Raw genomic sequence first — 21,362 nt, 5'->3', positions numbered from 1 at the left:
TATTATAAGTGTGTCCATAGAGTTAATCTATAGTATTCAGATGTTTTCCCTATAATTTTCTTCATCTGTCCTGTAGATTAGCAAAAAAAGTTAAAGGAGAAAAAAGCTATGAGTAGACTTGAAATCACTGCACCGGACAAAGCCCAGCTGGTTATCGAAGGGCTCTACAAAGATCTGGAGCGAAGAATCGAATCCAGTCCTCCGGGACTATGTCCTGTTGACATGACTCGTGCTTTCCTGGAGATGTGTCATACACATACCTGTGGAAAATGTGTGCCGTGCCGTGTTGGTCTGTGGCAGCTGAAAAACCTGCTGACCGACGTTATGAACGGAGACGCAACTATGGAAACATTAGACCTGATGGAAGAACTCTCTGTATCAATCATGGAAGGAGCTGACTGTGCGATCGGGTATGAAGCAGCTCACATGGTTTACAAGAGTCTGATGGGATGTCGGGAAGACTATGAAGAACATGTGCGCCAGGGAAGATGTACCTGCCAGTACACACAGCCTGTTCCTTGTGTATCTTTGTGCCCGGCACATGTAGATATTCCGGGATATATCGCTCTTGTTGGAGAAGGACGTTACGCAGATGCGATCCGCCTGATCCGTAAGGACAATCCATTCCCGACCACCTGTGGTTTTATCTGCGAACATCCTTGTGAGGCACGCTGCCGTCGTAACATCGTAGACGATGCAGTCAATATCCGCGGTCTTAAGAGAATGGCTGCTGATTATGCTGGAAAAGTTCCACCGCCGCCATGCGCTCCATCTACCGGAAAGCGTATTGCCGTTGTTGGTGGTGGCCCTGGTGGATTAAGTGCAGCTTACTATCTGCAGCTGATGGGACACCAGACAACCGTATTTGAGATGCTGCCGGAACTTGGCGGTATGCTCCGCTATGGTATCCCGAACTACCGTCTGCCGAAAGACCGTCTGAACGATGATATCAATGCCATCCTTGAGACCGGTGTCAAAGTTGAATTTGGCAAACGGATTGGAAAAGATATGACAATCCAGAGTCTGCGTGAAGAATACGACGCAGTTCTTATTACAATCGGTGCAAGTACCGATAAGAAACTTGGTATCGAAGGCGAACACTCAGAAGGTGTCCTTTCTGCTGTTCAGTTCCTTCGTGATGTAGGAAAGAACCAGAACCCGGATCTTACCGGACAGGAAGTAGCCGTTATCGGTGGTGGTAACGTATCTATGGATGCTGTCCGTACCGCAAAACGTCTGGGGGCTAAAAAAGTCAGCATCGTTTACCGCCGCCGCGTGGCAGATATGACTGCCCTTCCGGCAGAGATTGAAGGTGCTGTTGCAGAAGGAATCGAAGTACAGACTCTGATGGCTCCTTCCCGCATCGAAACAGATGAAAACGGTCACGTAAAAGGAATCTACGTTACACCACAGATGATCAGTAAGATCAAAGACGGTCGTGCAAGTGTACGTCCGACAGGTGCTCCTGACGTATTTATTCCATGCCAGACACTGATCGTTGCAATCGGACAGGATATTGAATACCAGCACTTTGAAGAAGCCGGTGTTCCTGTACAGAGAGGTAAGATCTTAACCGAAAAATACGGCGGATTCGATAACATTCCGGGTGTATTTGCCGGCGGAGACTGTGCTTCCGGTCCTGCATCCGTAATCAAAGCTATTGCTGCTGCAAAAGTAGTAGCTGCTAACATAGACGAATACCTGGGATATCACCACATTATCAGCTGTGACGTTGAGATTCCTGAAGCGCGTCTTGATGACCGCCCGCCGTGCGGAAGAGTAAACATGACCGAGCGTGAAGCCTGCGAACGTGTCTGTGACTTTAACGGTGTAGAAAACTGCATGTCCGAGGCAGAAGCGAAACAGGAAGCCAGCAGATGTCTGCGTTGCGACCACTTCGGCTACGGCATTTTCAAAGGAGGTCGTGAAACATTATGGTAAATCTTACAATTGATAATATAAACGTATCTGTCCCGGAAGGTACTACTATCATGGATGCTGCCAAAATGGCGGATATCCCGATTCCAAAGCTCTGCTATCTGAAAGATATCAACGAGATCGCAGCCTGTCGTGTCTGTGTTGTTGAACTCGAGGGAATGGAACGGCTGGTAACTTCCTGCAACAACGTAGTAAAAGAAGGTATGGTAATCCATACAAATAGCCCAAAGGTTCGTACAGCCAGAAGACAGACTGTACAGCTTATCCTTTCCCAGCACGACTGCAAATGTGCTACCTGTGTCAGAAGCGGTAACTGTACTCTGCAGAGTCTTGCAAATGACCTGAACATCATCGAAATACCATTTAAGCAGCGTCTGGAAGAATTCCCTTGGGATAAAGAATTTCCGCTGATCAGAGACTCACAGAAATGCATCAAATGTATGCGCTGTATCCAGGTCTGTGACAAGATCCAGGATTTACATATCTGGGATGTGACAAGTACTGGTTCCCGTACTACCATTAATGTAACCGGCAACCATAAGATCTCCGAGGTTTCCTGTTCTCTGTGCGGTCAGTGTATTACTCACTGCCCGGTCGGCGCTCTGCGCGAACGTGATGATACAGAGAAAGTATGGGATGCAATCGCTGATGACAAGAAAGTCGTTGTTGCACAGGTTGCTCCTGCTGTACGTGCTGCATGGGGTGAAGCTCTTGGTCTTTCCCGTGAAGAAGCAACTGTCGGCAAGATCATGGATGCTCTGAAGAAAATGGGTATTGACTATGTATTCGATACCTCCTTCACAGCAGACCTTACTATTATGGAAGAAGGAAATGAATTCCTGCAGAGATTTACAAAAGGCGAATTAAATCTTCGTCCGATGTTTACCTCCTGCTGCCCTGGATGGGTACGCTTCCTTAAATCACAGTACCCACATCTGGTGCCACAGCTTTCAACAGCCAAATCACCACAGCAGATGTTCGGTTCTGTTATGAAGAGCTATTTTGCAGAATCCATCGGTGTGAAACCGGAAAATATGTTTACTGTATCTATCATGCCATGTGTTGCCAAAAAAGGCGAAAGTAACATGGAACTGTTCTATGGTGAATATGCCGGACACGAGACAGACGTTGTACTTACAACTCGTGAATTGACACGCATGATCCGTTCTGCACATATTGATCCTGCTTCTTTAGTTGATCGTGAATGCGATCCTCTGATGAAAGAATGGACCGGTGCCGGTGTTATCTTCGGAACAACAGGTGGTGTTATGGAAGCAGCACTTCGTTCTGCTCACTACCTTGTAACCGGACGTAACCCTGATCCGGATGCATTCAAGATTGTCCGCAATCCTGGTGGACAGCCAGGTGTTGTAGAAGCTGAGATCCAGCTTGGAGATGCTACTGTTCGTGCTGCTGTTGTCAGCGGACTCGGAAACACACGTAAACTGATCGAAGCAATCGAACATGGTGAAGTACATTATGATTTTGTAGAAGTCATGGCCTGCCCTGGCGGATGCGTCGGCGGTGGCGGTCAGCCAATCCATGACGGAGAAGAACTTGCACGGACACGTGGTGAAAATCTTTATTTCCTTGATAAGAATGCACCACTTCGCTTCTCACATGAGAACCCGGATGTACTCCGTCTGTACCGTGATTTCTTTGAGAAACCGCTTTCTCACAAGTCACATATGTTGCTTCACACGGATCATAACGCATGGGAGATGCCTAGATAAATCAAATTTTGCCCTCTAAAAGATTGTAACGAATATATAAATAATTTATAGAAGCCACGTATTCTATAAACTAAGATATAGAAATTGAGCCCTTCTATATCTCTAAAATCCAGAAATGGGAAATGACCTGCCATGTCATTTCCCATTTCTGGATTCAACAAACTAGTATATTCTTTTTATACCTTCTAAGCTCTGTCAGATTCTTCTGTCATCTTCTTATAATACAGAATCAGATCTGCTGCCTGTTCATAGGACAACTCTGTAGTGCTGACCGAAAGATCATAATTCTTCGACATTCCCCATTCCTGTCCGGTATAATCCTTACGAAAAGCGCTTCTTTTCTCATCCACATCCTGGATCTTACGTTTCGCTTTCATTCTGCTTGTAATATGATCACGCTCTTTCACGCGTTCAATTCGTGTTTCCATGTCTGCATGGACAAATACACTAAAAGCTTCTTCTCGGTTTCTCATCAGATAACCTGCGCACCTTCCCATAATAATACATGGTCCTTCTTCCGCAAGCTCTTCAATCAGCTTAAATGGATATGGCTTCTTCTTCGGTTCTGCAAAATTCATTGCGATTGAATAAAGAAGGCTGTCCACCGGCTGTTCATCCAGATACTCCTGCATTTCTTTCTCGTATCCGCGCATCTTTGCAATTTCAAACAGCTTCTCTTTATCGTAAAACGCATAACCGGTACGCTTTGCCAGCAATTCACCGATTTCATGTCCGCCGCTTCCATATTCCCGTCCGATACAGATAATTGTTTTCTCCATATTTTGCACACTCCTCTCTAATACAGGTGATAGAAAATCGATGCACCTACAACCGTCATCAATCCGGCCACTGCAATAGAAAGACTGCTCATTGCTCCTTCAATCTCTCCGATTTCCATTGCCTTTGCCGTTCCCATAGCATGGGAAGCTGTTCCGATTGCCAGTCCTTTTGCAATCGGATGCTCAATTTTGCAGAGCTTACAGATTCCCTCTGCAAACATATTTCCAATAATCCCGGTAATTACGATCGCAGCAACTGTAATCGTCACAATTCCACCAAGCTCTTCTGAGATTCCCATACCGATCGCTGTGGTAATTGATTTTGGAAGAAGCGTTACATAGAACTGCTTCTTCAGGTGGAACAACATAGAAAATACCCATACACCGGCAAGGCTGACAAATACACCTGTTGTAATTCCTGCAATGATCGCTTTCAGATTCTTCTTAAGAAGATTCATCTGCTGATAAAGCGGAATTGCAAGACAGACTGTAGACGGTGTCAGAAGGTAACTCAGTACATTCGCTCCCTTATCATAAGTATCATAATCAATTCCAGTCACTTTTAGCACGATAATTACAAAAACAATCGAAACAAGAAGTGGATTGAAGATACCAATTTTTAACTTTTTACGCAAAAAAATTCCTGCTTCATATCCAAAAAGACTGATCGCCATACAAAAAAAGGTCGATCCATGCAGCATATTACTCATCCTTCTTCTCCTCTTTCTTCAGTACAAACTGAGCGGTTCTTCCACTCACGCCCATAACCAGCACTGTTGTCACTACAATTGTAACCATGATCGGAACAAGAACCGGTTTTAAGTCTCCCCATGATACCATCAGACCTACTCCTGCAGGGATAAAAAGCATCGGCATGATTTCAATCAGAAATCCACCGGCCTCATCAACTGCTTTCAAAGGAATTACTTTTGTCTGCAAACCTGCCAGCAAGATCAGCAAGCCATAAATACTTGCAGGAACCGGTAGTGGAAGGATTGCATGCAAAAGCTCTCCTGCAAAAGAAATCAATATGATAATCAAGAATTGTCTTATAAATTTCACAGTATTACCTCCATTTATTTTATGTTCATTTTTTAACACATGTACCAGAATAGCACTTTTAACACTCTGCCTCAATAAATTTTTGCATTTTTATTGTTTTTTTGACAATATCCTCTCATTCCGATGCTAGAATGAAACTAAATTTACAGAAGTGAAGGGATGACTTTATGTATCATTTTATAGCCAATCCTAACGCCCGCTCGGGTCAGGGACTTGCACTATGGGAAAAGATTAAATTAAAGCTGATAGCAGAACATATAGATTACCAGATCCATTTTACACATCACCGGCATCACGCAACGGAAATTGCCGCCGAGCTTACCGCCTCCGGGGATCCTGTTACGATCGTTGTACTTGGTGGTGATGGAAGTGTGGATGAAGTAATCTGTGGTCTGCAGAATTTAAGCCGGGTTACCCTCGGTTACATTCCGATCGGCTCTGGCAATGATTTTGGCCGGGGACTTGCCCTTCCATCCGATACCATGAAAGCTCTGGATCTGGTACTTCATTCTGAACAGACGCGCAAGATCAATCTTGGTGTATTGCACTATCATGACAAGGTTCACCGTTTTGCCGTCAGTTCCGGAATCGGATACGATGCAGCTATCTGCCATCAACTTTGTATTTCCAGGGTTAAAGTCTTTTTTAACCGGCTCGGTCTGGGCAAACTTGCCTATGCAGCCTGCTCACTCTACCGTCTGCGCCGCTGTCAGCCAGATGAGATGGAAATCCTTCTGGACGATACCAAAAGACTTCATTTTAAACGGGTTTTCTTTGCCTCTGCATTTAATCTTCCTTATGAAGGTGGTGGATGCAAATTCTGCCCGGATGCCAAACCGGATGATGATCTGCTGGACTTTATTGTGATTGCAAATGTTCCCAAAATTATTGCTCTGGCAATTCTGCCAACTGTGTTTTCCGGAAAGCATACCCGACTTCCAGGCGTACATATCTTCCGCTGTAAAAAAGCAGAAGTACACTCAAAAGTAGCACTTCCGGTACATTCTGACGGCGAACCGATTTATCTCCAGAAGGATGTTTCGTTCTCTCTCGAACCTGAGACACTGAAAATTATTACATAAAAGAAGGGGACTTTTCTATGCTGTTGTTTTGGATTCTTTTAACTGTTGTTGTATGTTTTTTCTTATATTTATATATGATCATGCCGAATACTTCCCGCCGAAGCAAAATCCTCCCTTATCTCAAGCGGGATTATGCCCATCGCGGACTACATGATTCTTCCCGGCTGATTCCCGAGAATTCTATGCCGGCATTTCGTGAGGCAGTAAAACAAAATCTTGCCATCGAACTTGATATCCATCTCACCCGTGATGGAAAAGTAGTCGTATTCCATGACGAGTCTTTAAAGCGGATCTGCAATGCCGAAGGGACAGTTGAGAATTCCACGTTTGATACGCTACAGCACCTGCATCTTTCCGGAACTTCGGAGCATATGCCACTTTTTTCAGATGTCCTTCGCTATGTCAATGGGCGGGTTCCTCTTCTGATTGAACTGAAGCTTCCGGACAGCAATATGAAGCTCTGTCCTGCCGCATGGGATATTTTAAAGGATTATAAAGGACCTTATATGATCCAGTCTTTCAACTCCCTTGGAATCCGATGGTTTCACAAGCATGCGCCTCAGGTTCTTCGTGGACAGCTTTCTTCTGCCCTGACTCGCACGAATCCGGAAAATCCTTTTCTGGCGCGCTTTTGTGTACAGTTCCTGCTGACCAACCTGATCTGTCGTCCGGACTTTATTTCTTATAAACTTGCAGATGCCGGCAATCCTTCCGTCTGGCTGAACCACTATCTGTACCGTATTCCGATGGCAGTCTGGACACTCCGCAATCAAAAAGCTTATAAAACTGCACGGAATAAATATGATATGTATATCTTTGAAGGTTTCTCCGTAAAATAGAGAATAGAAAAAAATATGAATGTTTTATGAAGTCTGTTGTCGAGAAAAATTTTTAATGTTATACTACCTCTAGTAACAAGGAAGAAACATCTTCACCCGAAGGAGCTGATTTTTATCATGAGTCATATTTTTAAAAAATTAAAGACACTGATGCATACATACAGCCATGCATGGGTATTACTATATGCTTTTATTTATTTTCCATGGTTTACTTATCTGGAACGCCATGTGACCGACAATTATTTTGTAATCCATTCGATATTCGATGACTACATCCCGTTTTGTGAATATTTCATTATTCCGTACCTGCTGTGGTTTGCTTATATTGCAGTCACACTGGGATATTTGTTCTTTAATGATAAACAGGGATTTTACAAAGCCTCCGCGATCATGTTCAGCGGTATGACCATTTTTCTGATCATCTGCACGGTATTCCCGAACGGATTGAACCTGAGACCGGAAGTATTTACGCGTGATAACTTCTGTATCGAGCTGGTTAAACGGATCTATCAGACGGATACACCTACGAATGTGCTTCCAAGTCTTCATGTATACAACTCTATTTGTTGTTACATCGCAATTTCCCATTGCGAGAAGCTTCAGCACTCCAGACTGATCCAGAAAGGATCTCTTGTTTTAAGCATTCTGATCATTCTGTCAACCATGTTCCTGAAGCAACATTCCGTAGTGGATGTAGTTGCTGCATGTGTGATGGCATATTTCATGTACTCACTAATTTATGCACAGGAAGGTGCAAAGTCACCACGGCTTGCACGTCAGGTGATTTAAACACTTATAATTATTTTGTTTGATCCAAAGAAAGGACATCGCATTTCGCAAAATCGAAAAGCAATGTCCTTCTTTTATTTCACCTTCCATGCGCTAAACGCCGATGGCATGGAATATTCCTTTTGTATTTCTTCCGGATGTGCAAAGATCATCTCTTCTTTGCAGTTCTTCTCCAGTTCATCCACGATCACCTCATACGCAGTCATATGCCATTCAATATGGCTGAAAATATGCTTCGCATTCCGCAGCTTTTTCACACGGATCGGTGCAAGCCCGATAGATTTACTGTAAGCGGTTACTTCGTCCATCGTAAGCTTTCCGTCCAGATTCGGGAACTCATACATACCTGCAAGCAGTCCCTTATCCGGTCGCTTCCGGATTGCCACATGATCACCATCCTTAAAAATCAAAACGGTTCTCTCCTCAATCCTGCGCGCTTTTGCCTTTTTCTTCACCGGCAGTTCATTCTGAATTCCCAGCCTTTTCGCTTCACAGATTCCCGTAAGAGGACAGATTTCACACTTTGCCTCCCCATTCGGCACACAGACAATCGCACCAAGTTCGATCAGCCCCTGGTTAAAATCCGATGCTGCATCTTCTGGGATCACCGGTTCAATCGCATTTTCTATCTTTGTCCTGACAGACGCTTTCATAATATCTTCATCGCTCGCCAGCAGTCTTGATACCACCCGGAGAACATTTCCGTCCACTGCCGGCTTTGGAATTCCATAGGCAAAAGAAGAAATTGCCCCTGCCGTATAATTTCCAATTCCCGGAAGCGCCTTGATCTCCTCATAATTTTCCGGAAATTTTCCTGCGTATTCTTCCTCGATCTTCTGCGCTGCTTTTTGCATATTGCGTACCCGGTTATAATATCCAAGCCCTTCCCAGAGCTTTAAAAGCTTATCCTCCGATGCCTCGGCTAGATCTTTTACCGTTGGAAGCTCTGTCATGAAACGCTCAAAAAATGGCTTTACGGCTTCCACTCTCGTCTGCTGTAGCATAATTTCAGACACCCATACCCGATAGGCATTTACATGATGTCTCCATGGCAGATCCCGTTTCCGCTCTCTGTACCATTCCACAAGCAGCTCCGGTGCTTCATAGAGCTGTGGATTGGTAAGTACTACCGGAACTTCGTCCGCAATTGCAATGGAATCCTCCGTTACAAAACAGTCCTTTGCGATCACCTGAACCCCGGTTTCCGCTGCTTCCGCAAGAACATCTGCAAATTCTTTGTGAGTCCGTCTGTTTGGTGTAAAATAACGTACTCCTTTCATCTGGACCACAAAGAATACATAAGCCTCGTACCCATCCTGCACCGCTTCTTCCAGCTCTTTTAAATGCTTCACTGCCCGCTCGCTCGGTGCATCCGGAAACTTTACCACGCCTTCTTCTTCCAGCGTAACCCCTTTCACTTCTATAAACGCTTTTTTCTCTTCATATTCCACATACAGGTCAAACCTGGAATTCTTATAGGTAACTTCCGGTCTGACGATCTTAACGTCCTTGAACCATCTCCCGGCTTCAATCCATTCCTGCACCACTTTGTTTGTCACCTGGGAATCCATATTGATCAGCCGGTCAGCCTTCCTGACACTGATCAGATCCCAGCCAGTCTTACGCCCTGCACTTTCAGACTTCCGGACAAACACTTCTGCTCCCGGAACCAGAAGTTCCGCGCACCTCCCTGTGTTCTTCACATGGACCGTTTCTTCTTTTCCATTTATTTCTATTTTTGCTATAAATCGATTAGGGCGCTTTAAAAAGCGCCCCTTTTGTATTCTCTCATATATCATATTATTGCTCCCGGTTTCCGGCTATCACAAGTGGAATCTGTTCATGCTCCGCTTTTCGGATATACTCTTTGCTGATCTGCGAATCCGTAATGATCTTGTATACATCCTTAACCGGACAGATCACGGCTCAAATCCGCAACTCTTACTTTTCCATTTTCTGTTACTTTCTGTAATATATGATTCCGTCTTTCCTGTAACATTTTCCCCTCCACATAACAGGCTATCTCAGATGTACTCTGGCCGGTCCGAGTTTTTTTGTTGCCAATGTCAAAATCGGTACAAACTTGTCCCCAAAATCCGGTTTTGGTACAATCAATTCCTTTTCTGTCTCATAATAAAATCCAATTGTCTTTGGTGTTGTAACTACCTTCTGGATCTGTTCCCATTCATAAGTTTCTTTTTTATCAGCAAACTCTACCTGGATACCTTCATCATTGAAAGTCATTTCATTCGGAACGTGGTAACGTTCAATTCTTTTTACCTGCCTTTTAGAACGGTATTTCAGAAGCAATGGTGTATACACAATAAACACAACCGCTGCTACCAGATAAAAAATAATCTGCACGGGTTTTATCTTTCCCATAACCAGCATGATGATTCCCATAAAAGCAATCGCTGCTACCAGAATATTTGTCAGAAAACCTGCCAGTTTCGAATAAGTATGATATAACGTAAAGTCAAACAGGTATGTATCTGTCATCCGAACTGTAATTTTCTCTTCCACTTTCCTTTCTTTAATAGTTTTCACCCTTTCGTTCGACAACTATTCTCTATAAAACAAAAGTCCTCTTGTATTGTAACACACAAGAGGACTTCATTCCATAAACAAATTATAACATTTTTATTCTTCCGGTGCAGCTTCACCTGTAACTTTGTAGTGAGCCCATCCTTCCGGTGAGTAAATACCTTTCTGTTTCTTCTGCATGGACTCTTTACAGGACGTGCTGCATGGGATGCAGATAAATTCGACAAGCTGATACGTGACGCTAAGGCAACCTACGAAGCACAGTAACCGGACTTCTCCAGTACAAAGCAAAATATGCCTTTTCAATTCACTGAAAATACATATCCCATTAAATTCAAAAGCGGGGCAGTAAAAGGTTTGTCCTTTACTGCCCCGCTTTTCTTTTACCAATCTGTATACAGATCTATATTTCCGGATCCACTTCCGGTATCATATACTTTTCCAGCACCAAGTGACGTCTCTACAACTGTTCCTCTCGGGTAATCATCACTTGCCAAAACAATGTAACCATCGGCATCCCTGATTGTTCCGTCACTTGCTATATGGCGTCCTGGGATCGCAAGCCCTCCTCCCGGAAGTACCTTCTGAGAATAGTAAGTCTCGGTATGTCCATTATACCAGATCCTTCCCTTTGACGGGGTAAGACCGCCTGATGGGATCACATAGCCACCGCTTCCAGAATTGGAAGAATCGGAACTAGTATTATTCGATGAATTGTTGTTGGAAGGATTATTATTTCCAGAAGAACTGTTATTCCCCGCTGAACTGCTGTTCCCGGAATTATTGCCCGCAGATGTATTACTTCCGGTGGAAGCTGACGCCTGCTTTGTCTCTTCCTGTGCCTTTTTTGCCAGCTGCTCATCCGCTTTCCTCTGGGCTTCCTCCTCCTGCTTTTTCTGTGCCGCACGTGCCGCCTCAAGCTGTGCATTTACCGTGGCAAGGTCTGTCGAAGTCTCTTCTGCTTTTGCCTGCAACGCTGCCTGTTCACTGTCCAGCTGGCTTTGCAGGTCAAGCAGTTCCTGCTGCCTGCTTTTCAGTTCAGCCTCCTGCTCTTCAATACCTTCACGTACTTTCACCATATTCTCCAGCATATCCTTATCGTACTTTGTAATATTCTGGATAAAGTCTACACGGTTCAGGAACTCTCCCATACTTTTTGCTTCACATACCATAGAAAGCAGTGTGTCCGAACCATTTTCATACATGTACTTAATTCGAGTCTTCATGTTTGCATACTGTACTTCCTCGTTATTACGGGAAATCTGGAGCGATGCTTCCAAACGGAATACTTCATTATTAGACTCTTCAATTTTCACTTCTGTCTCAGCGATTTCATTGCTGATCGTAACCAGATCCTGGTTGATCCCTTCCAACTGACTCTGTAGATTACTGGTCTTATCTTCGAGGCTGTCCACCTCTTCTGCATGTACCGACATCCCCGACAGCGCGATACCGAATGCACAGATCAGAGAAAGTCCGCACTGTACGATTCGTTTTTTCTGCATTTTCATAAATGTAATCCTTTCTTGAATGTTTTGGGGTAACACTAAGATAGTATATACCATTTTAATCAAAAGAACAACCTTCTATTTTCCGGAAAGGTCTGTACACAGCCATTACTTCCCATTTTCAACATACAAAAAGCTTCTTCAGATGCCATTTTTCTCTAAGTGTATGACAGCAAAAAGGAACAGGCTTTTTGCTGATTTCAATCAGTTAAGCCTGCTCCCTTTTCAGCAGAGCCTATGCTGTCGGCTCTGCAACTGTTTTACTTTTATCTTTTTTCACTCTGTATCCAGCAGTTGTTCTGCAGATGACTGGATCAAAGATCAGGAACATCGCCGGAAGGACAGTCAGTACTACGATCACACTGATGATCGCTCCCCTTGAAAGAAGTTCACAGATAGAACCGATCATATCAACCTGTGTATAACAAGTCACACCAAATGTTGCCGCAAAAAAGCTCAATCCACTAGTAATGATCGATGGCATACTGATTCTGTGTGCAATCGCAACAGATTCTTTCTTACTCTTGCCTTTCATACGTTCTTTCTGATATCTGGTCGTCATAAGGATTGCATAATCAACGGTTGCTCCCAACTGGATTGCTCCGATAACGATACTTGCAACAAACGGAAGACTCTTGCCCTGATAGAACGGAATCGCCATATTAATCGTAATCGCAAACTCGATAACCGAAACCAGAATGATCGGAAGCGAGATGGATTTAAATATAAGCAAAATGATAATAAAGATTGCTGCGATTGAAATAACGTTAACCCTTGTCAGATCGATATCTGTTACATCCTGCAGGTCTTTCATCAGTGGTGCTTCACCGATTACCATTCCAGACTTATCATAGGATTTTACAATCTTATCAATCTGTTTGATCTGTTTGTTGACCTGCGGAGTTGCAGACTCATACTTGGTACATACAAACATCAACTCGGTATCCTTACCCTGAAGCATACTCTTTACATCATCCGGGATCATCGATTCCGGAATAGAAGATCCAACGATGGAGTTAAGTCCAAGTGTCCATTTTACACCTTTGACATCATCAATTTCACTCATCATTGCCTTTTTCTCTTTGGCATCCATGTCTTTATCTACCATAACTATATGCATTGTACTCATATCAAAGTCATCTTTCAGTTCACTGTTTGCCACATTTGATGGAAGTGACTGTGGAAGTGACTGTGCAATATTATAATAAATTTTTGTATGATTATTGCCATAAATAGCAGGAATAAGCAAGATCAGGAAAGCAACGATCCATACTTTGTAATGTTTGGTGATAAATGCTGAAACCTTATCCATGCTCTTGATCAGCGGTTTATGCTTGGTTTTTTCAATCGGTTTATCAAAGATAAGAATCATTGCCGGAAGGATTGTTACACAACAAAGCACTCCAATGATAACACCTTTTGCCATAACAATACCAAGATCACGACCAAGTGCAAATGTCATAACACAAAGAGCTACAAATCCTGCTACTGTGGTGACAGAACTTCCTACAATGGATTTGAATGTATTAGAAATCGCATGTCCCATCGCACGGTTCTTATCTCCCGGGAAACGGCGCTTGTTCTCTTCGTAGCTATTCAGCAGGAAAATGGAGTAATCCATCGTAACACCCAGCTGCAATACCGCCGTCAGCGCTTTTGTAACGTAACAGATCTCGCCAAGGAAAATGTTACTTCCCAGATTATATACAATTGCTGCACCTATACTGATCAGGAAAAAAATCGGTACCAAGAAGGATTCTCCGGTAATTTCCAGCACCAGAAAAGAAAGAATTGCCGCAATTACAACATAAATCGGGACTTCTTTCATTGCTACATTCTTGATATCGGCTACAACACCTGTCATACCTGCAATAAAACACTGTTTGCTGGCAATCTTACGCATCTCACCGACTGCATTCATTGCTTCGTCAGATGAAGTCGTATTGTCAAATAGCGCGAGCATCAGTGTCGCATCTCCGTTGTAGAAGGCTTTTCTCAAATCGGATGGTATCATCTCTACCGGCAGTGAAAGATCTGCCACATCACCATACCATAATACTTTTTCGACATGATCAACCTTATTAAACTGGTCTGCCAGCTTCTGGATATCTTTCATGTCCGTATCCTCTACAACAACCATGGCGAATGCACCCATACCATATTCATCCACCATAACATCCTGTCCTTCTACCGTTTCCAGTGATTCCGGAAGGTAACTGAGCAAGTCGTAGTTAATTCTTGTCTTCGCCATTCCAATAAATGACGGAATCAAAAGCAGTATCCCCAGTAACAAAATTATAAATCTGTGTTTTGCTATCCATTTTCCCGCTTTGACCACAATAATCATCTCCCTGTCTTTACATTTTTATTCTATAGAATATTATACAAAAAAATGACTGATGGTCAATATCAAATAGTCACAATAATTTCATAATTAAAAAATGAATTTTGGTCATTTTTAGCATGGCTAATTTTTTATTATTTTCCAAAAACTATAAACTACAAAAAAGGGTGTTTTTCTGGTATATTACAGAGAAACACCCTTTGCTCTTAGCTCTTATTTACGAATCGTAGATACAGAATAGACCAGAATTTTCATACAGATTTCTTTTTCCGGATCAATCTCTACTGTAAGGATTTCACCATTCCGTTCTTTTACTGTTGCGATAATCCCTCCCATTGTAAGAACCTCATCTCCAACCTTGATCGAATCATGGAGTTCCTGCATTTTTTTATTCTTTTTCTTTCCCGGAACTACCATCATAAAATAGATCACTACAAACAATAGTACCGCATACAATAAAATCATCATCTGTGCATTCATACTCTTATCCTGCCTTTTTTGCTTTATTATACTACTTCAGATAAGCTTCTACAATCTTTACAAACATTGCTGATCCTTTGTAGAGCACGTCTTCATCTACATTAAAGTGTGGATTATGATGAGGAACATCCGTATGCTTTACCGGATTAGAAGAACTAAGGAAGAAAAATGCTCCGGGTGCTTTCTGTAAGTAGTATGCAAAATCCTCTCCTGCCATATTTGGTGCCGGAACTTTACTTACAACATCCTCTTCACCTACAACTTCTTTTGCGGCTTCAGTTACAAGTGCTGCCATCTCGTCGTTATTGATTACCGGAGGTGCTCCCCAGTCCATCTCAACTTCTGCTGTTCCTCTGAATGTTGCCGCTGTGCTCTTTGCAATCTCTTCAATTCGTTTTGCAAGGTACTGTCTCATCGGTTCTTCCAGTGCCCGGATCGTTCCTTCGATTTCTACTTCACTTGGAATTGCATTATAAGCAACACCACCATGGAAATAACCAATTGTTACAACTGCAGCTTTTACTGCGGAAACTTCACGTGCAATGATCTCCTGTAAGTTAATTACAATATGAGATGCCATTGTGATCGGGTCTGTTCCTTTTTCCGGAGTAGATCCATGACAGCCAGTTCCTTTTACATGGATCACAAATCTGTCGAATGATGCCATACAGCATCCAGGAGTAATAATGACCTTTCCTGCCGGGATATCTTTGTTGATGATACTTCCAATATGCTGTCCAAATACAGCGTCTACACCATCCATTGCGCCATCTTTGATCATGATCTCTGCACCTTTGGATAATTCTTCTGCTGTCTGGAACAAAAGCCTTACATTTCCTTTAATCTCTGCTTTGTGTGCATTTAAAACTTTTGCAGCTCCAAGAAGCATTGTAATATGATTGTCATGTCCACAGGCATGCATCAGACCTTCATGTTTGGACTTATAATCGACATCATTTGCCTCCGTAATCTTAAGTGCATCCATATCTGCACGGAGTGCAACCGTCTTACCTGGCTGCCCGCCCTTGATCTCTGCAATGATACTGCTGTCTGTTCCTGAACATTTATAAGGAATTCCGAGTTCATCCAGTTTATCTGTTACATATTTCTGCGTTTCCGGAAGATCAAGACCAAATTCCGGAATCTGATGCAGTTCTCTTCGCATTTTTACGAGTTCTTCCTGTAAACCTTCACATTCTTTCCACATACTCATGCTTATTCCCTCTTTTCTCTATGAATCTTTTGCTTTTTATTCATTTCCCGCTAAGCAGTTTTCTTTTCTTTTACATATAACAGTCTTGCAAATCCAAGGCTTCCGAATACAGACACAACGATAAGTACCCATGCCGGAGGAGCAATCGTAAATTTAAGGATAAGCGGAAGTCCCATGCCAAAGATGGCAACTTTAGGATATTTCAATGCATAGGTTCCAAAAGTTCCTCCAAAAATTGCACCTGCTGCATATTTTGTAAGAGCGGATACAATAACATCTGGAAGTACGGATACAACTGCTGATCCTACTAAAACAGCTGCTGTTGTAGCAATCAGGTTTGTAATAATAGAACCACAGATTGCCATTGTAGAAGCCACTTCTGCCTGAAGCGTTCCTGGTTCACTCTCCGTCGTTTCAAGAGCCATTGTTGCACATGGAACTCGCATGTTACCGATATTTCCTGAAAGGAAACTTAAGTATGTACCAGTAAGTCCAAGAGCTGCATAGTAAGAAATTGGTTCAACAACATAGAATGCACCAAATGATAATGCAACCATTCCCCATCCTGCAAGTACTACTTTCGGATCCGGCCAGCAGTTATAGGTAATACACAGCCAGATAACCGGTATAAATGATGTAAATGCTGCGAGCAGGTTTGTAGGAGTACCGATTTTAATACTATTCTTTTTCCATTCTGACATTAATTCTTTATTTTCCATAATCATACCCTCCTATGCTCCAACTGCCATATCATAGATGATTGCAAATAACATTCCGATGATCATTGCAATACCAAGATTGTACTCTCTGATTTTTGGAACTTTCTTTGCTACAAATTTTTCAAGGATTGCCATTCCGATAATACCACCGGCAACGGCTGCTGCATTTCCCCATCCTTTACCAATTTCGTTGACATCCAGATAACCGAAGATACCAAGTGAACAGGCCCCACTCATTACAACCAGCCATTTTGAATCGCCACCGCTCATCTTTGTTCTTAAGTTTTCAAGTGCAGGTGTAAAAAGACCTGTTACAACCAGCCATCCGGCTCCGTTGAGTGCCATTACGAACCAGCTGACAGCCATAACTTTCAGTGTAAATCCAGCTCCTCCAAGCTCTGCGCCTGCCGCTTCAGCACCAAGCGTTGCTGCAGTAAGCTCTGTCGGTGCTGCACCAATGATGGAAAGTCTCTGCCATGCCATTGGGCCTCCGATTGAAGTCATAAGACCAACCATTACGATAAATACACCAAGTGCAGGTCCGATTGCGGAAATGAGACCGACTCTGAATGCTGTCTTCGGCACTGTTGCCGGAATGTTTGCCTTCACTGTCATTTTCTTTGCCATTCGGATATAAAGAACAGCCTGGACAAATGCAATTGCTACCGTAATACCACAAAGCAAATACACTATCATTGAATTAGAAATCTCTACATAATCCATATACTCTCTTCCTTTCTTCTTCATGTTCCTTTTTTGTTATCCAGTTTCCTCTTGTTGATGATAAGTTTACAACTTAACAACTTTGCTTTCTATATATATCATGTACAAATTTATCTTGATTTTTTTATATTCGACATCATTTTTTTGTATTTGTGATATAATTATTTTATCAGTTTTTGTATTTGAGATACAATTTTATTACAAGGAGACTAAAAATGACTGTCGAAGAACTATTACAACTGCCAACTATTAAGGGATTAAAACTTATTTCCGGAAATCTCGGTATACACAGAGAAATCTCCACAGTAACCGTCGTTGATACTCCGGATGGCTTCCAGTGGTTAAAAGGAAATGAAGTTGTAATCACAACGACCTATGCCCTGGAAAAGACGCCTAATGCTTTTCTTGATTTCATCAGCAAGCTGTTGTCAAGAAATATCAGTGCACTGATTGTCAAATCGGACCGGTACATAAAGGTTATTCCGGAAAATGCCAAAAAACTTTGTGATGAAAAAGCTTTGCCACTGATCTACTGTCCGGCAATCTACGCATTTGCCGACATTATCAATCCAACTCTGTCCGGAATTATATCCAAACAGGCGGAGCAGCTAAAAGAATCTTCCAAGATTCACGAGAGTTTCCTGGAACTGGCAATAAATGACCGCTCTATCCATCAAATTTTGCAGACACTGAGTACTCTGATCCAGGAACCGACTGCCTATGTTGATACTGTTTTCCACAAAGTATATTTTTCTGAAAATGTAAGCGAGGATAGTCTTTATCTGAAGGGATTATCATATGAAATTATTTTAAATGAATACCGAGAGAAATATCAGTGTATCGACGTTGTCAATAAAGAGCAGAAATTTGGATATATTATGCTTCTTTCTGACCGTTCTGACCGGACATATCCGGATACTGACTCCAATATCTACAAAACAGCGATCGAATATGCCAGTATCGTAATTATCCTGCGTATGCAGATCCGAATCAGTAACCGGATGATCGAAGAGAAATATTACTCTTCTTTTGTAGGTGATCTAATGCTTAACAACGTCAAAACACGTGAAGAGATCAATACACGTGCCCATTTATACGGCTGGGATCTGGACGGCGGCGGATTTGTTGCGATCATCGATATAAACAATATTAAAAAGTATTATCTGCGTGATCTGGATACCGGAACAAATGAAAAGCTTCAGAAATATACAGACCGGATTTTTGATACTTCTATTAAGTGTATCAAGCAGGCATTCCCTTCCACTATTTATTATTCACAGAGTGACTTTATTGCCTTTCTGATCATTGGAAAACTGCCTGTCAGCGCCCGTAAAACCCTTTCAGATACATTCAGTCAAATCCAGCACAGTCTGTTGAACGCCGTTCCTTTTACTATTTCAATGGGAGTTGGAATGTATGTAGATGACATTATCAATATTCACAACAGCTACCAACAGGCAAAGCAGGTCATCCAGACTGTCTATCAGATTCAGCAATTTAACCGTTTGTTCTTTTATGATCAGATTGGAATCTATCGCTTATTATTTTCTATTTCATCCAATAACGAGGCAATTGAATTCTGCGATAAATATGTAAAACCTCTGCAGCAATACGATGACCAGCATCATGCAAACCTGATTGAAACACTACAGTCTATCATCAACTGTGGATGGAATTTAAAGCTGGCATCTGAAAAGCTTTTTTTACATTATAATTCTGTGAAATATCGGTTTCAGAAAATTTGTGATTTACTTGAAATTGATTTGAGAGATAATTCCAGACATACGGAAATAGAACTTGCTCTTAAGATTTATTTAATTCAGAAAAATCAGATATAGCGTGGGATTTTTCGACTGACTCATTCAATCGCGGAATTTCACCTTATAAATAAGCAAAAAATACAGGGAAGAATGCAAGCACTCTTCCCTGATATTATTTACTTATTTGCACGGCTCAATGCCATCACGTATATTACTCGATGATTGTAGCAACACGTCCTGATCCTACAGTACGTCCACCTTCACGATACTTTAATCCCGTTTTACTTCTTATTTTTTATGGTTTTCTCTCCAAAATATAGTGAAAAACGGCTGATCTGCACCATATATTTTTATTTGCCTGATTTCTTGGCACCGTTTTGGCACCAGAAGCCCTGGTCGAAAAGATTCTCTTCCACGGCTAACAGATGCTACTCTCCCAACTTTATATTGCACCGGTAATTTTTAACTGTTATAATCGAAACATGGGTGCTACCATAACGGCAGGCGGTTAGTCCTTCTCCAGAGGGTTGCAGAGTGCCAGTGGCACTCGTTTTGCAACGACCGAAGTGAAACGGAGACCTGTGACCCTCTGATTACATAGAAACCTGTAAAGGAATCCAGTGGAAAGGAGGGCTAAGCCAATGAGTATTATTGACTTCATAGCAGTAGTGAGCTTCGGCTTAACCTGCTTTAGTATCGGATATACATTAGGCAAAGATAATCATAAACCACAAAAATAACCGCCCTGGTCTGGTAAACTAAGCGGTTATCTTTGATGATATTCTAAATAGTAAAACGGACTAACCGTCTATCGGTAGCACTCTTTTTCTATAATCATATTAGCACGCATCTGTGGAAATGTCAAAAAGTTCTTTTTCCATAGTATGTAATACGAATTTGAAAATACTTATAAGCCGAAAAAATACACCAGTACCAGCTTGATCACAGCAGCTCCACCAAAAGCAACAACTGCAGTTACAACTAATTGCATAGGTTTTGGGAAATTTTCGAACACAAAAACTTTCCTACTCTTGCTCCGCACCTTGCTTAAAGATCCTGTCGTAAATGCTGCCATCATTATGACTGACACAGATACCAAGGTCTCACAATAGCCGGCAAGCTTTCCTAACACATCATTATACATATATGCACCTGTTTCATGCAGAATCCAGTATAGAACCAATGCACAAACTCCCATGACACTTTGGATCTTCATTTCCTTAAAAATCTTCTCTTTCTCTGTAGTTGCATAATCTGACATTGTTTTAGCAATTTTTCTTTCTTCTTCGTTCATCATCTCGCTTTTCCTTTCTCCACTGATAATCTCAGGAATGCTGATATCATAATAATCTGCAATATCCACAAGAATACTGATATCCGGCATATTGTTTCCGGTTTCCCATCTGGATACGGTCCTTCCAGAGACATTTAATATTTCTGCCAACTGCTCCTGTGTAATGCCTTTTTCTTTGCGAAGTTTTTTTTAAAAATTCCCGATTTTTACTTGGTCCACCTCAACTCCTCCTTTCATCATCAAATATAGAAGCTGTTATCTGTAAATAACACGACACAAAGCGAGAAATGTCGTATTTTCACTAATAGACACAGTTGTCTATGCGTTTTTCATTTTTTCAATTATACAAACTGGAATTTATATAATTATCCCTCTAACTTTCCCATTTTACAGGCTTTCCCGCCTGTCCATTAGTAAAATGATATGTAGTTTCCCTTGTTTTTGCCCTTATGAGATAATCACAAGGGAAATAAGGGAAATTTTTTAGTCATTGCCCACCACTTTATCAAGAAGCCGAACCGATTTTCGTTTCGCATCTCTTGTGGAGTGAGCATA

General features: G+C 42.1%; 20 protein-coding genes. 6 read left to right on the top strand and 14 right to left on the bottom strand.

The window, feature by feature from the left end; all coding sequences use genetic code 11:
- Positions 1 to 108: 108 nt before the first annotated feature.
- Together PGY05_RS15575 and PGY05_RS15570 are read left to right on the top strand one after the other, a co-directional pair.
- A complete protein-coding gene (locus PGY05_RS15575; protein WP_008373640.1) occupies positions 109 to 1,941 on the top strand; it encodes an NAD(P)-binding protein in 1,833 nt (610 codons plus the stop codon).
- Positions 1,935 to 3,671 carry a [FeFe] hydrogenase, group A gene (locus PGY05_RS15570; protein WP_008373638.1) on the top strand — a complete coding sequence of 579 codons (1,737 nt, stop codon included), beginning with the start codon at positions 1,935 to 1,937 and terminating at the stop codon, positions 3,669 to 3,671. The genes PGY05_RS15575 and PGY05_RS15570 overlap by 7 nt, the downstream gene beginning before the upstream one ends.
- Before the next feature lie 185 nt (positions 3,672 to 3,856).
- Here PGY05_RS15570 and PGY05_RS15565 read toward each other — a convergent pair whose 3' ends face one another.
- Genes PGY05_RS15565 through PGY05_RS15555 form a run of 3 tightly spaced genes read right to left on the bottom strand, consistent with a single transcriptional unit; the run spans position 3,857 to position 5,512 of the window.
- Positions 3,857 to 4,450 (bottom strand): cytidylate kinase-like family protein, encoded by a 594-nt coding sequence (locus PGY05_RS15565; RefSeq protein WP_008373636.1) that lies wholly within the window; start codon positions 4,448 to 4,450, stop codon positions 3,857 to 3,859.
- A gap of 17 nt (positions 4,451 to 4,467) precedes the next feature.
- Positions 4,468 to 5,160: an LrgB family protein gene (locus PGY05_RS15560; protein ID WP_055156236.1), complete on the bottom strand. Its 693-nt coding sequence runs from the start codon at positions 5,158 to 5,160 to the stop codon at positions 4,468 to 4,470.
- The gene (locus tag PGY05_RS15555) at positions 5,153 to 5,512 is read right to left on the bottom strand and encodes a CidA/LrgA family protein (protein WP_022220001.1); all 360 of its coding nucleotides are present in this window, start codon (positions 5,510 to 5,512) and stop codon (positions 5,153 to 5,155) included. The genes PGY05_RS15560 and PGY05_RS15555 overlap by 8 nt, the downstream gene beginning before the upstream one ends.
- Positions 5,513 to 5,679: 167 nt before the next feature.
- Between PGY05_RS15555 and PGY05_RS15550 the strand changes: the two genes are divergently transcribed.
- The 3 genes from PGY05_RS15550 (at position 5,680) to PGY05_RS15540 (ending at position 8,222) form a co-directional block, all read left to right on the top strand.
- Positions 5,680 to 6,594 carry a diacylglycerol/lipid kinase family protein gene (locus PGY05_RS15550; RefSeq protein ID WP_195548844.1) on the top strand — a complete coding sequence of 305 codons (915 nt, stop codon included), beginning with the start codon at positions 5,680 to 5,682 and terminating at the stop codon, positions 6,592 to 6,594.
- 17 nt (positions 6,595 to 6,611) lie between these two features.
- The gene (locus PGY05_RS15545) at positions 6,612 to 7,433 is read left to right on the top strand and encodes a glycerophosphodiester phosphodiesterase family protein (protein WP_070097317.1); all 822 of its coding nucleotides are present in this window, start codon (positions 6,612 to 6,614) and stop codon (positions 7,431 to 7,433) included.
- Between the two features lie 117 nt (positions 7,434 to 7,550).
- The gene (locus PGY05_RS15540; protein WP_022219999.1) at positions 7,551 to 8,222 is read left to right on the top strand and encodes a phosphatase PAP2 family protein; all 672 of its coding nucleotides are present in this window, start codon (positions 7,551 to 7,553) and stop codon (positions 8,220 to 8,222) included.
- 74 nt (positions 8,223 to 8,296) lie between these two features.
- Here PGY05_RS15540 and mutY read toward each other — a convergent pair whose 3' ends face one another.
- The 10 genes from mutY to PGY05_RS15490 form a co-directional block, all read right to left on the bottom strand.
- Positions 8,297 to 10,021, bottom strand: coding sequence for an A/G-specific adenine glycosylase (gene mutY, locus PGY05_RS15535; protein ID WP_055156232.1), 1,725 nt, complete (start codon positions 10,019 to 10,021; stop codon positions 8,297 to 8,299).
- 1 nt (position 10,022) lies between these two features.
- Positions 10,023 to 10,145, bottom strand: coding sequence for a hypothetical protein (locus PGY05_RS15530; protein ID WP_264471586.1), 123 nt, complete (start codon positions 10,143 to 10,145; stop codon positions 10,023 to 10,025).
- A 96-nt stretch (positions 10,146 to 10,241) separates the two neighbouring features.
- Positions 10,242 to 10,721 (bottom strand): YcxB family protein, encoded by a 480-nt coding sequence (locus PGY05_RS15525; protein WP_207738560.1) that lies wholly within the window; start codon positions 10,719 to 10,721, stop codon positions 10,242 to 10,244.
- A 141-nt stretch (positions 10,722 to 10,862) separates the two neighbouring features.
- Positions 10,863 to 11,156: a hypothetical protein gene (locus PGY05_RS15520; RefSeq protein WP_082421077.1), complete on the bottom strand. Its 294-nt coding sequence runs from the start codon at positions 11,154 to 11,156 to the stop codon at positions 10,863 to 10,865.
- Positions 11,150 to 12,277 carry a coiled-coil domain-containing protein gene (locus tag PGY05_RS15515; protein WP_055247545.1) on the bottom strand — a complete coding sequence of 376 codons (1,128 nt, stop codon included), beginning with the start codon at positions 12,275 to 12,277 and terminating at the stop codon, positions 11,150 to 11,152. Before PGY05_RS15515 ends, PGY05_RS15520 begins: the two co-directional genes overlap by 7 nt.
- A gap of 232 nt (positions 12,278 to 12,509) precedes the next feature.
- Complete coding sequence (locus PGY05_RS15510; RefSeq protein ID WP_172676587.1) at positions 12,510 to 14,621, bottom strand: efflux RND transporter permease subunit; 2,112 nt, start codon at positions 14,619 to 14,621, stop codon at positions 12,510 to 12,512.
- Positions 14,622 to 14,831: 210 nt separating this feature from the next.
- On the bottom strand, positions 14,832 to 15,098 hold the full coding sequence (gene yajC / locus PGY05_RS15505) for a preprotein translocase subunit YajC (RefSeq protein ID WP_211133794.1): 267 nt from the start codon (positions 15,096 to 15,098) through the stop codon (positions 14,832 to 14,834).
- A gap of 31 nt (positions 15,099 to 15,129) precedes the next feature.
- Positions 15,130 to 16,305 (bottom strand): M20 metallopeptidase family protein, encoded by a 1,176-nt coding sequence (locus PGY05_RS15500; RefSeq protein WP_211133818.1) that lies wholly within the window; start codon positions 16,303 to 16,305, stop codon positions 15,130 to 15,132.
- Between the two features lie 56 nt (positions 16,306 to 16,361).
- The gene (locus PGY05_RS15495; RefSeq protein WP_270476274.1) at positions 16,362 to 17,030 is read right to left on the bottom strand and encodes a hypothetical protein; all 669 of its coding nucleotides are present in this window, start codon (positions 17,028 to 17,030) and stop codon (positions 16,362 to 16,364) included.
- 12 nt (positions 17,031 to 17,042) lie between these two features.
- On the bottom strand, positions 17,043 to 17,753 hold the full coding sequence (locus tag PGY05_RS15490) for a DUF5058 family protein (protein ID WP_022219994.1): 711 nt from the start codon (positions 17,751 to 17,753) through the stop codon (positions 17,043 to 17,045).
- A 215-nt stretch (positions 17,754 to 17,968) separates the two neighbouring features.
- Here PGY05_RS15490 and PGY05_RS15485 point away from each other — a divergent pair, with 215 nt between their 5' ends.
- Positions 17,969 to 19,591, top strand: a complete 1,623-nt coding sequence (locus PGY05_RS15485) for a PucR family transcriptional regulator (protein ID WP_270476272.1) — start codon at positions 17,969 to 17,971, stop codon at positions 19,589 to 19,591.
- An 829-nt stretch (positions 19,592 to 20,420) separates the two neighbouring features.
- Here the strand turns inward: PGY05_RS15485 and PGY05_RS15480 are convergent.
- Positions 20,421 to 20,957, bottom strand: a complete 537-nt coding sequence (locus PGY05_RS15480; protein ID WP_442872500.1) for a helix-turn-helix domain-containing protein — start codon at positions 20,955 to 20,957, stop codon at positions 20,421 to 20,423.
- Between the last annotated feature and the right edge of the window lie 405 nt (positions 20,958 to 21,362).

Origin of the sequence: Coprococcus sp. AF51-11b1 (genome assembly GCF_027682785.1) — a bacterium.
Lineage (GTDB): Bacteria > Bacillota > Clostridia > Lachnospirales > Lachnospiraceae > Allocoprococcus > Allocoprococcus comes.
This window is presented reverse-complemented; position numbering and strand designations above follow the sequence as displayed.

Coding starts and splice junctions, on each gene's coding strand:
- PGY05_RS15575 (WP_008373640.1), top strand. CDS start 109: ATGAGTAGACTTGAAATCACTGCACCGGACAAAGCCCAGCTGGTTATC.
- PGY05_RS15570 (WP_008373638.1), top strand. CDS start 1,935: ATGGTAAATCTTACAATTGATAATATAAACGTATCTGTCCCGGAAGGT.
- PGY05_RS15565 (WP_008373636.1), bottom strand. CDS start 4,450: ATGGAGAAAACAATTATCTGTATCGGACGGGAATATGGAAGCGGCGGA.
- PGY05_RS15560 (WP_055156236.1), bottom strand. CDS start 5,160: ATGAGTAATATGCTGCATGGATCGACCTTTTTTTGTATGGCGATCAGT.
- PGY05_RS15550 (WP_195548844.1), top strand. CDS start 5,680: ATGTATCATTTTATAGCCAATCCTAACGCCCGCTCGGGTCAGGGACTT.
- PGY05_RS15545 (WP_070097317.1), top strand. CDS start 6,612: ATGCTGTTGTTTTGGATTCTTTTAACTGTTGTTGTATGTTTTTTCTTA.
- PGY05_RS15540 (WP_022219999.1), top strand. CDS start 7,551: ATGAGTCATATTTTTAAAAAATTAAAGACACTGATGCATACATACAGC.
- mutY (WP_055156232.1), bottom strand. CDS start 10,021: ATGATATATGAGAGAATACAAAAGGGGCGCTTTTTAAAGCGCCCTAAT.
- PGY05_RS15525 (WP_207738560.1), bottom strand. CDS start 10,721: ATGACAGATACATACCTGTTTGACTTTACGTTATATCATACTTATTCG.
- PGY05_RS15515 (WP_055247545.1), bottom strand. CDS start 12,277: ATGAAAATGCAGAAAAAACGAATCGTACAGTGCGGACTTTCTCTGATC.
- PGY05_RS15510 (WP_172676587.1), bottom strand. CDS start 14,621: ATGATTATTGTGGTCAAAGCGGGAAAATGGATAGCAAAACACAGATTT.
- yajC (WP_211133794.1), bottom strand. CDS start 15,098: ATGAATGCACAGATGATGATTTTATTGTATGCGGTACTATTGTTTGTA.
- PGY05_RS15500 (WP_211133818.1), bottom strand. CDS start 16,305: ATGTGGAAAGAATGTGAAGGTTTACAGGAAGAACTCGTAAAAATGCGA.
- PGY05_RS15495 (WP_270476274.1), bottom strand. CDS start 17,030: ATGGAAAATAAAGAATTAATGTCAGAATGGAAAAAGAATAGTATTAAA.
- PGY05_RS15490 (WP_022219994.1), bottom strand. CDS start 17,753: ATGGATTATGTAGAGATTTCTAATTCAATGATAGTGTATTTGCTTTGT.
- PGY05_RS15485 (WP_270476272.1), top strand. CDS start 17,969: ATGACTGTCGAAGAACTATTACAACTGCCAACTATTAAGGGATTAAAA.